This is a genomic window from Halobiforma lacisalsi AJ5 (assembly GCF_000226975.2).
Lineage (GTDB): Archaea > Halobacteriota > Halobacteria > Halobacteriales > Natrialbaceae > Natronobacterium > Natronobacterium lacisalsi.
In genome coordinates, this window is the sequence record NZ_CP019285.1 from 1,713,476 (window position 1) to 1,726,672 (window position 13,197).

General features: G+C 68.1%; 13 protein-coding genes. 10 read left to right on the forward strand and 3 right to left on the reverse strand.

Annotated features, from left to right (window positions below):
- Positions 1 to 42 precede the first annotated feature (42 nt).
- Complete coding sequence (locus CHINAEXTREME_RS08155) at positions 43 to 687, forward strand: HAD family hydrolase (RefSeq protein ID WP_007140042.1); 645 nt, start codon at positions 43 to 45, stop codon at positions 685 to 687.
- A 1-nt stretch (position 688) separates the two neighbouring features.
- On the opposite strand, the gene CHINAEXTREME_RS08160 is transcribed toward CHINAEXTREME_RS08155, so the two are convergent.
- A complete protein-coding gene (locus CHINAEXTREME_RS08160) occupies positions 689 to 1,339 on the reverse strand; it encodes a helix-turn-helix domain-containing protein (RefSeq protein ID WP_007140041.1) in 651 nt (216 codons plus the stop codon).
- A gap of 84 nt (positions 1,340 to 1,423) precedes the next feature.
- Positions 1,424 to 3,280: a molybdopterin biosynthesis protein gene (locus tag CHINAEXTREME_RS08165; RefSeq protein ID WP_007140040.1), complete on the reverse strand. Its 1,857-nt coding sequence runs from the start codon at positions 3,278 to 3,280 to the stop codon at positions 1,424 to 1,426.
- Between the two features lie 188 nt (positions 3,281 to 3,468).
- Here CHINAEXTREME_RS08165 and CHINAEXTREME_RS08170 point away from each other — a divergent pair, with 188 nt between their 5' ends.
- From CHINAEXTREME_RS08170 to CHINAEXTREME_RS08180, 3 genes are read left to right on the forward strand one after another with little or no spacing between them, the layout of a single operon-like run.
- Positions 3,469 to 4,941, forward strand: coding sequence for a sodium-dependent transporter (locus CHINAEXTREME_RS08170; protein WP_076738711.1), 1,473 nt, complete (start codon positions 3,469 to 3,471; stop codon positions 4,939 to 4,941).
- Entirely contained in the window at positions 4,941 to 5,258 is a 318-nt protein-coding gene (locus CHINAEXTREME_RS08175) for a hypothetical protein (RefSeq protein ID WP_007140038.1), read from the forward strand. Before CHINAEXTREME_RS08170 ends, CHINAEXTREME_RS08175 begins: the two co-directional genes overlap by 1 nt.
- Before the next feature lie 15 nt (positions 5,259 to 5,273).
- Entirely contained in the window at positions 5,274 to 6,290 is a 1,017-nt protein-coding gene (locus CHINAEXTREME_RS08180) for a proline racemase family protein (RefSeq protein WP_007140037.1), read from the forward strand.
- 6 nt (positions 6,291 to 6,296) lie between these two features.
- Here the strand turns inward: CHINAEXTREME_RS08180 and CHINAEXTREME_RS08185 are convergent, their stop codons facing one another.
- On the reverse strand, positions 6,297 to 7,517 hold the full coding sequence (locus CHINAEXTREME_RS08185) for an NAD(P)/FAD-dependent oxidoreductase (protein ID WP_007140036.1): 1,221 nt from the start codon (positions 7,515 to 7,517) through the stop codon (positions 6,297 to 6,299).
- 218 nt (positions 7,518 to 7,735) lie between these two features.
- On the opposite strand from CHINAEXTREME_RS08185, the gene CHINAEXTREME_RS08190 reads away from it, so the two are divergent.
- The 6 genes from CHINAEXTREME_RS08190 (at position 7,736) to CHINAEXTREME_RS08215 (ending at position 13,196) form a co-directional block, all read left to right on the forward strand.
- The gene (locus CHINAEXTREME_RS08190) at positions 7,736 to 8,479 is read left to right on the forward strand and encodes a helix-turn-helix domain-containing protein (RefSeq protein WP_007140035.1); all 744 of its coding nucleotides are present in this window, start codon (positions 7,736 to 7,738) and stop codon (positions 8,477 to 8,479) included.
- 157 nt (positions 8,480 to 8,636) lie between these two features.
- Positions 8,637 to 9,578: a substrate-binding domain-containing protein gene (locus CHINAEXTREME_RS08195; protein WP_007140034.1), complete on the forward strand. Its 942-nt coding sequence runs from the start codon at positions 8,637 to 8,639 to the stop codon at positions 9,576 to 9,578.
- A gap of 6 nt (positions 9,579 to 9,584) precedes the next feature.
- A complete protein-coding gene (locus CHINAEXTREME_RS08200) occupies positions 9,585 to 10,319 on the forward strand; it encodes an ABC transporter permease (RefSeq protein WP_007140033.1) in 735 nt (244 codons plus the stop codon).
- Positions 10,316 to 11,149: an amino acid ABC transporter ATP-binding protein gene (locus tag CHINAEXTREME_RS08205; protein WP_007140032.1), complete on the forward strand. Its 834-nt coding sequence runs from the start codon at positions 10,316 to 10,318 to the stop codon at positions 11,147 to 11,149. Before CHINAEXTREME_RS08200 ends, CHINAEXTREME_RS08205 begins: the two co-directional genes overlap by 4 nt.
- Positions 11,150 to 11,190: 41 nt before the next feature.
- Entirely contained in the window at positions 11,191 to 11,967 is a 777-nt protein-coding gene (locus CHINAEXTREME_RS08210; RefSeq protein WP_007140031.1) for a TOBE domain-containing protein, read from the forward strand.
- Positions 11,968 to 12,041: 74 nt separating this feature from the next.
- A complete protein-coding gene (locus CHINAEXTREME_RS08215; protein WP_007140030.1) occupies positions 12,042 to 13,196 on the forward strand; it encodes an EstA family serine hydrolase in 1,155 nt (384 codons plus the stop codon).
- Position 13,197 lies beyond the last annotated feature (1 nt).

Below are 13,197 nucleotides of genomic sequence, written 5' to 3' on the forward strand. Positions count from 1 at the left end.
TCGGTACACATAAACTTCGCAAACCCGTAGCTGTGTGTCCCGATGGTCTCCGAGTACGATTTCTGGCTGCTCGACCTCGACGGCACGCTGGTCGACGTCGAGTGGTCGTACACCCGCGACGTGTTCGACCGGGTCGGTGACCGGCTCGGATACCGCTTCAGCGACCGCGAGGCCGAGATCATCTGGAACGGGCTCACCGGCTCCCGGGACCACCAGCTCCGCGAGTGGGGGCTCGATCCCGGGGAGTTCTGGGAGGCGTTCCACGCCGAGGAGGACCCCTACGTCCGGGCCGAACAGACCTTCCTGCACGAGGACGCCGAGTTCGTCGGCGACCTCGAGGAACCCGTCGGCCTGGTCACGCACTGCCAGGAGTTCCTCTGTGAACCCGTCCTGGACGAACTCGGCATCCGCGACTGGTTCGACGCCCGGCTTTGCTGTACCGAGGAGACGGGCTGGAAGCCGGACCCGACGCCCGTCCAGCGGGTCATGAACGACCTCGGCGTGGGCCACAATGGCCACCGCGGCGTGCTGGCGGGTGACGGTGCCTGCGACGTCGGCGCGGCCTGGAACGCCGGACTGGATGCCATCCACGTCGAGCGGATCGGCCACGAACGGCGCGGCCAGTGCGTGCTCGGAGACTACCGCGTCCGCTCGTTCGACGAACTCGACCACCCCTACTTCGCGTGAGCTACGGCGGTCGACTCGCCGACTCGAGTTCGTCGTTGACCAGCGTTTCGTAGGCGCGTCGGAACCGCTCCGACAGTGCCTGGTGTGAAATGCCGAGTTCGTTCGCCAGCTCCTCCATCGACACCTGGCGCGGAATCTCGAAGTAGCCGTACTCGAGCGCAGCCTCGAGGGCTTCCCGCTGTTCTGGGGTCAGCCGGCTGTCGACCTCCGATTGCTCCGGGACGTCGCTAACCCGCCGGAGGTCGGCGTCGATCCCTCGGTCGACGAGGCGGTCGTACCCTTCACAGAGCCCGTCCCGGTCGGGAAACCGGACTTTCATCTGCCACCAGCCGTTCGATCCCCAGGCCTCGAGCAGCGAACTCCCGTCGACGAGCAACTCGTCGTAGAGCCTGTTCAGCCCCTCGTTCTCGGCGAACCGGACGTCGAACAGCAGTCGCTGGTCGGTCTCGACCAGCAGTTCGGACGACCGGACCGACGGATCGACGTCGAACGCCCGTTCGATCCGCTCGCGACCGACGTCGGTGACCCAGAGGGACGGCCGGTTCTTCGAGACCGACGACTCGAGTTCGACCGTCACCTCGGGGGCGCGCTCGAACGTCTCCTCGAGCGTCGTGTCCGCGGCCGATAGGCGGAGTTCCGCTATCGTCGACATCACGACACGTACACCGCCGAGGACCAAAAATCGCTTTTCACGGCCTGTTAACCGTCAGGGATTCCGACGGGTCCGACGAGGGACCTACTCGAGAGTCGATTCCAGCGCCCGCTCAAGTTCGCGTACGCCCGCTTTCTCGACGCGGTCGGGGTTCGCGAGGACGCGCACCCGCTGGTCGCCGAGGGGGACGAACTCGAGGTCGAGTCTGTCCGCGGTTTCGGCGAGCCCGAGGCCGGCGTCCGCCTCGCCGGCGATGACTTTCCGGGCCGGGCTCTCGTGGGCCCGCAGCGCGACCTGGAACCCGTCGATCGCTTCGACGACCTCGTGTCTGTCGACGTCGCGTTCCTCGGCGAGATCGGCGACGGCCGCCCCGAGGCTCGCGCGTAGCCCGGAGTCGGTCGTCCGATTGACGAAGCGGAGGTCGCGGTCGACCAGGTCCGCGATCCCCGAGACGTCGTCGGGGTTGCCGGGCGGCACGAGCAGCCCCCACTCGCGCTTCCAGCCGCCGAGCGCGTCGGCGTCGACCTCGCTCTCGCGCTCGATCGGACCGGCGACGACGGCCACGTCCGGAACGCCCTCGCGGAGCCGCCGGAGCGCCGGCCGGGAGCCGACCGAGAGATACCGGGGGTTCTCGAGGCGGTCGAGCAGCCGGTTCAGCGTCGGATCGTCTTCGCCGACGCCGAGCAGGGTCGGCGGCCGGACGTCCGGCGAGAACAGCCGGATCGTTACGGACTCGCCGGCCTCGAGGTAGTCGGTCGCGGGGTCGACTTCGACGACGCCATCGGCCTCTGCGAGGCTGGTCGTCGCGCCGCTTCCCTTGTCGACGGGGTAGACGAGCGTCTCGCCGTCGCCATCGGACACGACACCGACCGGCATCAGCCGGAGTCGGCCCTCGCCGTACCGCTCCTCGACGGCCATCCGGCCCTCGAGGGTGGCCGCCTCGGGCTCCGGAAGCCCCGCGGCCGCGCGGATCGCCGGCGCGACGAAGGTCCGGAACACCATCATCGCGGAGACGGGGTAGCCCGGGAGGCCGACGTAGGCGGAGTCCTCGAGGCGACCGACCAGCATCGGCTTGCCGGGTTTGACGGCGACCCCGTGAAGCAGGAGTTCGCCGCCCTCCTCGATCACGTCGTAGATGACGTCGACCGCGCTGGCGCTGGTCGACCCGGAGGAGAGCACGAGGTCACACTCCCGGGCGGCCTCCCGGAGGACGCGCTCCATCTCCTCGCGGTCGTCGCCGGCGTGGGGGTAGAGGACGGCCTCGCCGCCGGCGTCCTCGACGCCCGCGGCGATCGTGTAGCTGTTGACGTCGTAGATCTCGCCGCGGGCGCTGTTCACGTCGTCGCCGGGGCGGACGAGTTCGTCACCCGTGGAGACGATTCCGACCCGCGGCCGTGCCCGGACGGGAACCTCGTCAATCCCGAGCGCCGACAGCAGGCCGATGTCGCGGGGCGTAATCCTCGTTCCGGGCCCCAGCGCGCGCTCGCCTGCGGCCACGTCCGCACCGGCGAACATGACGTTGTCCCCGGGGGCGACCGACGTCCGCACCAGTACGTCCGACCCCTCCGTGTCGGTCCGCTCGACGGGCACCATCGCATCCGCACCCGCGGGCATTACCGCTCCCGTCGAGATTTCGACGGCCTGTCCCTCCTCGAGGTCGGCGTCGGGTTCTTCGCCGGCGTGTACCTCGCCGACCACCTCGAGGCGCGCGGGGTCGGCCTCGTCGGCCCCGAACGTGTCCCGCGCTCGCAGCGCGTAGCCGTCGAGGCTCGCCCGATCGAACCCCGGAACGTCCAGTTCTGCGTCGAGGCGGGCGGTGAGCACCCGCCCGCGGGCGTCGGCGAGCGACACCCGTTCGACGCCGCCCTCGAGCGACAGCGAGTCGATTGCCTCCCGCGCTTGTGCGGGGGAGGCGAGGTCGCGAAACTCCTTGCGGTCCATACCGTCCCCTTCGGGACGGGGGGCTAAAAACGTCGTTCGACGCCGCCGTCGGCACCCTCGAGGGGACGTCACTTCCCGCTCGCTCTCTGGCCGCGAAGTTCGTTTCCGGGCCGGAGCCGGGCCCGGCCCCGACCATGGGAGACACCCCAGCTATCAGCCTCTGTTAGTTCAGTACGGTATGGTCACACATGACGTCCAATGATGCAAAGACCGCTCGAGCCGAGTGGGGCACTCGGTTCGGCTTCCTGATGGCGATGATCGGCGCCATGGTCGGCGCTGGAAACATCTGGCGGTTCCCGTACGTGATGGGGGAGAACGGCGGCGGCGCGTTCGTGCTGGCGTTTCTCTCCCTCCTGTTCGTCCTCGCGGTGCCTGGCCTGATGGCCGAAGTGGCGCTCGGACGGTACTCCCAGAAAGGCGTCATCGGTGCGTTCCGAGAGGTGCTCGGGCCCGGCGGGCTGGTCGGGTTCGGGGTCGTCGTGTTACTGGTCAACGTCGCGTTGATGTCGTATTACTCGCCGCTGATCGGGTGGACGCTGTACTACGCGGTTCACTCGATGCTGTTCTCGTTCACCGCGTCGGGCTTCGAACCCGCGACGTTCATGAACGACTTCTTCGCGAACTCGGCGCTGATGATCGGCCTCCACACCGTCGTGATGGGGTCGATCGCGGCCGTCCTCCTGCTGGGCATCCGGCGTGGCGTCGAACGACTCGTCGTCTACGCGGTGCCGGCGCTGGTGATCTCGCTGGTCATCATGACGATCCGCGGGCTGACCCTCGACGGCGCGGCGGAGGGTATCGCCTTCACCTTCGGCATCCAGTGGGAGTACCTCACCTACAGCGACACGTGGATCGCCGCGCTCGGCCAGGCGCTGTTCTCGACGGGCCTCGGCTGGGGGATCGCACTGACGGTCGGGAGCTACCTGCGGGAGTACGACGACGTGCCGCTTGGCGGGGGCGTCTTCACCGCTATCGGCGAGTCCAGTATCGGCATCCTCGCCGCGCTGGCGATCTTCCCCGTCGTCTTCGCCGTCGGTCTCGAGCCGGACGCGGGCGCGGGGCTCGCGTTCGTGTCACTGGTGCAGGTCTTCCCGGAGATTCCGCTCGGCGGGATCGTCGCAATCCTCTTTTTCGTCGGGTTCTTCCTCGCCACCTTCACGTCGGGGGTAATCATCACCGAGGTGGGCGTCACGACGCTGGCCGAGGAAACCAGACTCTCCCGGAACCAGACCGTTCTCGGGCTCTGTGGTACGATCTGGTTGATCGGGCTGCCGAGCGCCTACTCCGTCGACACCCTCGACTACCTCGACTTCGTCTTCGGCAACTGGGGACTGCCGCTGGCGACGCTCGCGATCATCGGCGTCATCGGCTGGGTGATGGGGCCGGAACGGCTACGACTCCTGGCGGTGAACCGCAACGCCGGGATCTTCGTGGGTCGCTGGTGGAACCCAGTTATCAAGTTCGTCGTGCCCGCGGTGATGCTGTTCATCATGGGCTACTCGGCCTACGACTCGTTCGGCACCGCCGAGATGTACGGCGGCGTCGCGGTTGTCGTCGCCCTGCCGATCATCGGCTACGTCGTCATGTCGGTGACCGAGCAGCGAGAGCGGGGTGGTGGCGGCCAGTCCGAACCCGCCGACGTCACGGGGGGTGACGACTGATGGCGCTGACGGCAGAGGTCGTCGGCATGCTCGCGTTCACCCTGCTGGCGTTCTGGGGGGTCGCCTCCTGGGCGCTCGTCAGAACCCTGCGCCAGGAGAGCCGAAAAGTCGAGATCCTCGAGCACCAGGACCGGATGGACACCTACTCGCCGCGGGCGCTCGAACAACTCCGCGAGTGGATCCGGTCGAACCCGAACGATCCGCTCGTCGATCGGGCCCGCGAGCAGTACAACGAGTGTGTCGATGCCCTCGAGGAGACCGACAGGCAGTTCTACGACTGGAGCGAGGAGGAGATCCGGTCGCTGGAACGCCTGTAACTCCCCGGACGAGCCATGCAAAGCGACATCGCGGTCGAGACGATCGACACGCACACGGCCGGCGAACCGACCCGGATCCTCACGGACGGCATCGACAGGACACGGATCCGGGGCGGCGACGTCGGCGAGCAACGGGATCGGTTCGCGACCCACTACGACTGGTTGCGCGAACTGCTGATGTGCGAACCGCGCGGTCACGCCGACATGTTCGGCGCGGTGCCGACCCTCCCTGACGCACCGGAGGCCGACCTCGGCCTCTTTTTCATGGACGGGCAGGGGTACCTGGACATGTGCGGCCACGGGACGATGGGTGCCGTCACGGCGCTGATCGAGACCGGACGGCTCGAGCCCGCCGACCGCATCGTCGTCGAAACCCCGGCCGGACTCGTCGCGACGTCGCCGACGGTGACGGACGGGCGCGTCGAGGACGTCACTGTCAGGAACGTTCGGTCGTACGTCGCGGACCAGTGCGAACACACGGTGACGACGGGTGACGCGGACGAGCCCCGGTCGCTCTCCGTCGACGTCGTCTCCGCCGGTAACGCCTTCGCACTCGTCGACGTCGCGGACCTCGATCTCGACCTCGAGGTATCGCCCGAGGATGCCGATACGTTCGTCGACCTCGGGCTCGAGATCCGGCGGCGGCTGAACGAGAACGGCGAGATCGTCGACCCGCTCGCGGGAACGCGGCGGCGCGTGTCGATCGTCGAGTTCTACGAGTCCGGGGAGACCGCCGACCGGAACGTGGTCGTCTTCGGCGACGGCCAGGTCGATCGCTCGCCCTGCGGGACCGGAACCTGTGCGAAGATGACGCTGTTGCACGCGCGGGGCGACCTCGAGGTCGGCGAGCGGTACCGCTACGAGAGCGTGATCGGGAGCGAGTTTACCGGCCGCCTGCTCGAGGTCGAGCACCGGGACGGCGTGGCGGTGACGACCCCCGAGGTGACCGGGTCGGCCTACATCACCGGGCGGCACACGTTCCTCGCCGACGGCCGGGACGAACTGAACGGGTTCACGCTGTCGGACGCGTAGCCCCGGTCAGATGTAGTCGTCCGGCAGCCCGTTCCCCGCCGGATCGTCCGCAAACCGGTCGAGCGAGAAGTACTCGAGATCTATTTCGACGTCGCCGAGGGTCGGCTCCTCCCCGCGGACGAGCCCCGAGACGAGCGAGCCCACCGCTGGCGCGTGCTTGAATCCGTGGCCGGAGAACCCGCAAGCCCAGTAACAGCCCTCGGGTCCAGCCTCGTCGATTACGAAGTCGTGGTCCGGCGTCGTCGAGTAGACGCCGCAGTAGGTCCCCTTGATCCCGGCGTCGGCGAGTTCCGGGATCACCTCCTCGAGGTTCTCGACGAGCTCGAGCATCGTCTCCTCGTCGGGCTCGTCGTCGTAGTCGTCCGGGTCGACTTCCTCCGCGTATCGATGGGTCGCGACCAGCACGCCGTCGCCGAAGTCTGGGCGGATGTACCACTCGCCGTCGGGGAGGCTGGTCGTCGGGGTTAGCGAGGGGTACGTCTCCGCGTAGTCGGTCGGCGGATCGAGCAACACGATCTGTTCGCGAACGGGCCTGATCGGAACGTCGACGCCGACGGTCTCGGCGAGTCGCGGCGTCCACGGGCCGGCCGCGACCACGACGTCGTCGCAGTCGACGGTCCCCGCTTCCGTTCGGAGACCGGTGACCTCGCCGTCTTCGGTTCGGAACTCGGTGACTGCGACCCCGGTGACGACGTCGACACCGTGCTCGCTCGCCCCGCGGGCGAATCCGAGGGCGACGTCCGACCCGTCGGAGTAAGCGGCCGAGTCGTCGCTGACGGCAATGTCGAACTCGCTTGCCCCACGGTACATCGGGTACTCCTCGACGATGGCCTCGCCCCGGTGGACCGACACGGGGATGTCCCGGTTCGAGAGCGCCTCGTACCCGTCGCGGGCGTACTCGCCGCCGGGCGTTCCCTCGTCGGCGAACCTGACGAGCGGGCTCCCTTCGTAGGCGATTCGCGCGCCGACCTCGTCGTCGAACGAGCGGAAGAACTCGTGGCTCCACCACGCCATGTCAGTGTAAATCTCCTCGTCGCCGTAGTGGTGTCTGAGAATCGCCGAGGAGTCACCCGTCGAGCCCGCCGCGAGCCCGTCCCGCTCCAGGAGTGTCACCGATCGGTCCGACTCCCGGGCGAGGAAGTACGCGATGCTCGTCCCCATGACCCCACCGCCGACGACGGCAACGTCCGTGCTGTCCGGCAGCGTGGCGGCGTCTTCGTCGCTCATGGGCGCTCCTCCGTTCGCTTGGCAGTCGGTCCGTACTTCTCGATTTCTGTGGCCGTCTGGCGGCGATTCCGTCCGAATCGTGGCTCGTCGTTCATCCGTCTATCCGGGGCCTTGCTCCCAGTACACATATACCACGTCCCTCACATGGGCGAGTGCCTGGGGTGTGACTATATACCATATGCTTAAGCCCGTCACGCCCCTTCAATTATGGGACGACGATGACCCAGAATGCGCCCCCAGAATCGGACGACGACCACGGCCGGGGTTCGGGGATCAGGTTTACCCTCGAGGTCTGGCATCCCGACTGCTGGACGCTCGAGGTAACCGAAGCGACCGATGCCAGCCTGATCGCACACACGGTGTACAACGAGAATGGACACGTGGTCAAAGGGCACTTCACCGCCTACGGGGAGACCGAGGCGTCGATCGACGACCTCGTGGCGGCCACGCGGGCCTCCGCCCTCACCGACTCCGTCTCGGTGATGGAGCGCCGGCACGGGGGTGACCGCCGCGGGCCAGTGCGAGGCAAGCCGACTACCGAACTGTTCGTCGAGTACGACTCGCGCAACACCATCAGCGACGCCCTCCTCGCGGGCGGGTTCTATCAGGAGGCGCCCGTCCGGATCCAGGGCGGACGGGAGTACTGGCCGCTGTTCTTCGAAACGGACGACCGAGAGTTGCTGGCCGACCGCCTCGACGCCCTCCGGGACGAGTACGACGCGGAGATCACCGTCCGTCGGGTTCACTCCGACAACAGGAGCGCGATCAACGTCTCCCATCGGACCGACTCGCTCTCGCAGCGCCAGCGCGAGATCTTCGATCTCGCCTGCGAACAGGGGTACTACTCGTGGCCGCGCGAGGTGACGACGCGTGAACTCGCCGACGAGGCGGACATCTCGAAGACGACACTGCTCGAGCACCTCCGCAAGGCGGAGTCGAAACTGCTCGATCCGACGGATTGACGGCGGTTCGACCCACGATCGGCTGCTCTTTCCCGCACCGCTAATAACTCGTTTCGGTTACCCTCGGCTGTTGAACGTCCAACTGTCCGGATCGAGAAACGTGATCCGGTTACGTGCTATCCAAAGCTATTTCTCTCCACCGTTCGTCGTAGTATCTATGACGATACAACGCCGCGGGTTCCTCGCCGCCATCGGGGGTGGGGCGACCGCCGCGCTCGCCGGGTGTACGGCACTCAGCAGTGACGACGACGAGGAAGCGGGTCCGGAAATCGAAGGCGAGACGCTGACGCTGACCACGACGACGAGCACCTACGACACCGGACTTCTCGACGAACTCAACGCGCCCTTCCAGGACCGGTACGGCGTCACCGTCGACGCCGTCGCACAGGGGACTGGAGCCGCCCTCGAGACCGCACGGAACGGCGATTCGGACGTCGTGATGGTTCACGCCCGTTCGCTCGAGGACGAGTTCATGGAGAACGGCTACGGGGTCAACCGGCGCGACCTCATGTTCAACGACTTCGTCCTCGTGGGGAGTCCGGACGACCCCGCCGGGATCGACGGCAGCGACGAGGCGACCACCGCAGTCAGCGCTATTGCGGAGTCGGAGGCGGCGTTCGTCTCCCGCGGCGACAACTCCGGGACGCACACGAAAGAACTCGCGATCTGGGACGCAGCGGGACTGGGCCCCGAGGACTTCGGCGAGTGGTACACGGAAGCCGGCCAGGGGATGGGCGAAGTCCTGGTCCAGGCCGACCAGCAGGGCGCGTACACGCTCGCCGACCGGGGGACCTACCTCTCGATGCGGGACGAACTCGGCCTCGAGATCCTCCTCGAGGGACCGATCGAGGGCGGGCCGGCACTCCTGATGAACCCCTACGGGATCGTCGCGGTCAACCCGGCGGTCCACGACCACGTCAACTACGACCTCGCGATGGCATACATCGGCTACGTGACGAGCCCCGAGGGCCAGGCGATCATCGAGAGCTACACGTCCAACGGCGAACAGCTGTTCTTCCCGGAAGCCCTGTCGGAGAACCCGAATTTCCGACAGTACGTTCCGGAAGAATGGGACTGGAACGAGTCGGCCAACGAGTAACCGGATATGCCGCTCGAGCCCGCGCTCCTCCCGATCGCCGACGCCCCTTTCGAGTGGATCTACGTCCGCAGTATCATTGAGGTCTCGCTGTACGTGAGCCTCGTCGCGGTCGCGCTGAGCACGCTGTGTAGCCTCCCCGTCGCGTTGCTGGTCGGCGTCAAGGAGTTCCCGGGCAAGGGGGTACTCACTTCGTTGATCAACACCAGCATGGGGTTCCCGAGCGTCGTCGTCGGCCTCCTCGTGCTGTTTGCGGTCTCCAACCAGGGGCCACTCGGGGAACTGAACCTCGTGTTCACCCGCGAGGCGATGATCATGTCCCAGTTCGTGCTCGCGACGCCGGTCATCACCGGCGTCAGCCTCGCCGCGGTCGACGCCGTCGAGGAGAACGTCCGGGACGCTGCGTTCGCGATGGGCGGAACCAGGGTCGACGTGGCGCTCGTGACGATCAAGGAGGCGCGCTACGGTATCGCGACGGCCGTGCTCGCGGGGTTCGGCCGCGCGATCAGCGAGGTCGGCTCCGTCCTCATCGTGGGCGGCAACATCGTCGGTCCCGAGGGCCACTCGAAGACGCGGACGCTCACGACTGCGATCCAGCTCGAGGCGCGCCAGGGGCGGTTCGAGACGGCGCTGTTCCTGGGTGCGGTCCTGCTCGCCCTGGTGTTGCTCGTCAACGCTATCGTGCTCCGCTACGGGAGCGGGAACGGGAACGGAAACGGAAACGACGGAGGACGGTACCGATGATCGACGGACACGCCGGGACGACCCTCGAGTGGACGCCGGACCAGGGATCGACGACGCCGGTGCTCGAGGCCGTCGACGTCCACCACGGCTACGGCGACGAGACGGTCTTCGAGGACGTCTCACTGTCGGTCGGCCGGGGCGAGGTACTCGCGATCATCGGTCCCTCGGGCGTCGGGAAGTCGACGCTCCTGCGGCTGCTGGCGCTGTTCGACGCCCCCGATGGCGGCACGGTCGCCTACGACGGCGACGACGTCTGGGCCGCGTCCAAGCGACGACGACTCGCCTACCGCCGGCGGATCGGGATGGTGTTCCAGGAGCCGAGCCTCTTCGACGCGAGCGTTCGTCGCAACGCGGCGTACGGGCTGCGAGTCCGGCGCTCCTGGCGCGATCGGATCCGCGGCGCTGTCGGGCGACTCGTCGGGATCGGGACCGCGAGTCGATCGGCGAAAGCGATGGACGCCCTCGAGACGGTCGGGCTCCGGGAAGAGGCCGATCGGAACGTCGGCTCGCTGTCTGGCGGCGAGGCCCAGCGGGTCGCGTTCGCCCGGGCGCTCGCGTACGACCCCGACGTCCTCCTGCTCGACGAACCCACGTCCGACCTCGATCCCCGGAACACGGCCGTCATCGAGGACGCCGTCCTCGAGGCTCGCGACCGGGGCATCGGCGTGGCGGTCGCGACCCACGACATGCACCAGGCCGAACGTGTCGCCGACCGGGTAGCCGTTTTGCTCGGTAACGGCGTCATCGAGGTCGGCGACGCCGACCGCGTGTTCGACGATCCCGAGGACGAACGGACCCGGAAGTTTATCGATGGAGAACTGATATACTGAGGAAAGCGACGGGCGTGACGATCCGCCCGGAGAGGACACGCGTGAGAGTCGAGAAAACCTACAGTCCGAAGCTCTCGGTCGACGGCGTAACCGTCGACCGGCGGGACATCGAGATGCTCGAGGCGATCGACGAACACGGCTCGATGCACGCCGCGGCGGACGCCCTCGGGCGCTCCTACGCCCGCCTCCAGAACCGCGTCGTCGAGATCGAGGACGCCGTCGGGACGATCACCGAGCGCAAACGCGGCGGGAGCGGCGGCGGCGGAACGGTGTTGACCGACACCGGGCGGGAGCTCCGCCGGCGGTTCGAACGCCACGACGCGGAACTGGACGGCGTCGCGCGGGCCACGGAATCGGTCGTCACCGGCACCGTCGGGGACCGGACGGGTGAACTCGCCACGGTCGACACGTCAGTCGGCCCGGTGATGGCCCTCGTCCCCGAGGGGGCCGAACGGGTTCAGGTCGGGATCCGCTCCGATGCGGTCGTCCTCACCGACCCCTCGGAAGCGCCGGACCCCGATCGGACCAGTCTCCGGAACCGGTTTCGCGGAACCGTCGAGCGGATCGAGTCCGGGGACGCGATCGTCCGAGTGACGCTCGCGCTCGCACTCGAGGGGGACGACGCCAGCGACGATCCCGACCCCGACCCCGACCCCGACCCCGACTCTGACCCCGTGGAACTCCAGGCCCTGATCACCCGGGCCAGCACGGACAGGCTCGCGCTCGAGCCCGGCCGGGAGGTGGTCGCCTCGTTCAAGGCGACGGCCGCGCGGGCGACGCGGATCGATGCCGGGGGCGACGAATCCGAACGGGCGTAACCCTCGAGCGGAACCGCGCCGAGACCGCGACGGAAACGGGAACGCTTACCAACCGAACGCCAGTCGATTGTCGTATGTCTCGCCTCTCCGAGACCGATCGGGAACGGATCGCGGCGCGGTTCGATCGCCACCTCGAGGTCGGACTCCACCACGGGGCACAACTCGCGGTGTTCGTGGACGGGGAACTCGCGATCGACCTCGCCGGCGGGGTGACGGGGCCGTCCGACGGCGATGGCGACGCCGACGGGGATCCGGAGCCGACCACCTCGAGCCAGCGCCACGTCCTCTTTTCCTGTACGAAACCGTACACCGCCGTCACGCTGCACACGCTTGTCGACGAGGGGAAACTGGCCTACGACGACCGCGTGGTCGACCACTGGCCGGCGTTCGCCGACGAGGGGACGGAGAAAGCCGAGATCACCGTTCGACAGGTGCTCAGCCACACCGCCGGCCTCCCGCGGAGTCCCCTCGACGCCCGCCCGGACCGGTGGCCCGACTGGGAGGACTGTATCGAGGCGATCGAGGACATGGAGCCGACGTTCCCGCCGGGCGAGCGGGCGGCGTACCACTCGCTGACGTTCGGCTGGCTGGTCGGCGAACTCGTCCGCCGGGTCTCGGGCGAGCCTATCGAGGAGGCCGCTGCGAAGCGAGTGTTCGAGCCGCTCGGGATGACCGAGACGGGGATCGGGCTCCGCGAGGACGAACCCGACGACGTCGCAACGCTGGTCGGGTTCGAGGCCTTCGACCGCTATCGCGACCCCGGCGAGGGGCTGGGCGACCACCGACTGGTCGCGGAGCCGTTCAACGAGGAATCCGTGCACCGGTCGGTCGTCCCGGCCGCGAACGGGATCGGCACCGCACGCGACATGGCCCGGTTCTACGCCTGCCTCGCGAACGGCGGCGAACTCGAGGGGACCCGTATCCTCTCGGCGGAGACCGTCGACGCGCTGACGACCCTCGAGGCCGAGACGGACGAGGACGGGACCCTCTCGCGGCCGTCCCGGTTCGCGCTGGGGGTCTGGAAGGGCGATACGCCGGCCGACCCGTTCGGCTCGCTGACGCCCCCGCGGGTGTTCGGCCACGCGGGGCTGGGCTCGAGCGTCGGCTGGGCCGACCCCGAGACGAACGTCGCCTTCGCCTACGTGACCAACGGCGTCCGCGAGGGGTCGTTCGAACACGTCACCCGCGTGCGGGAACTGGCGGACGCTGTCCGGCTCGCGCTGCGGTGAC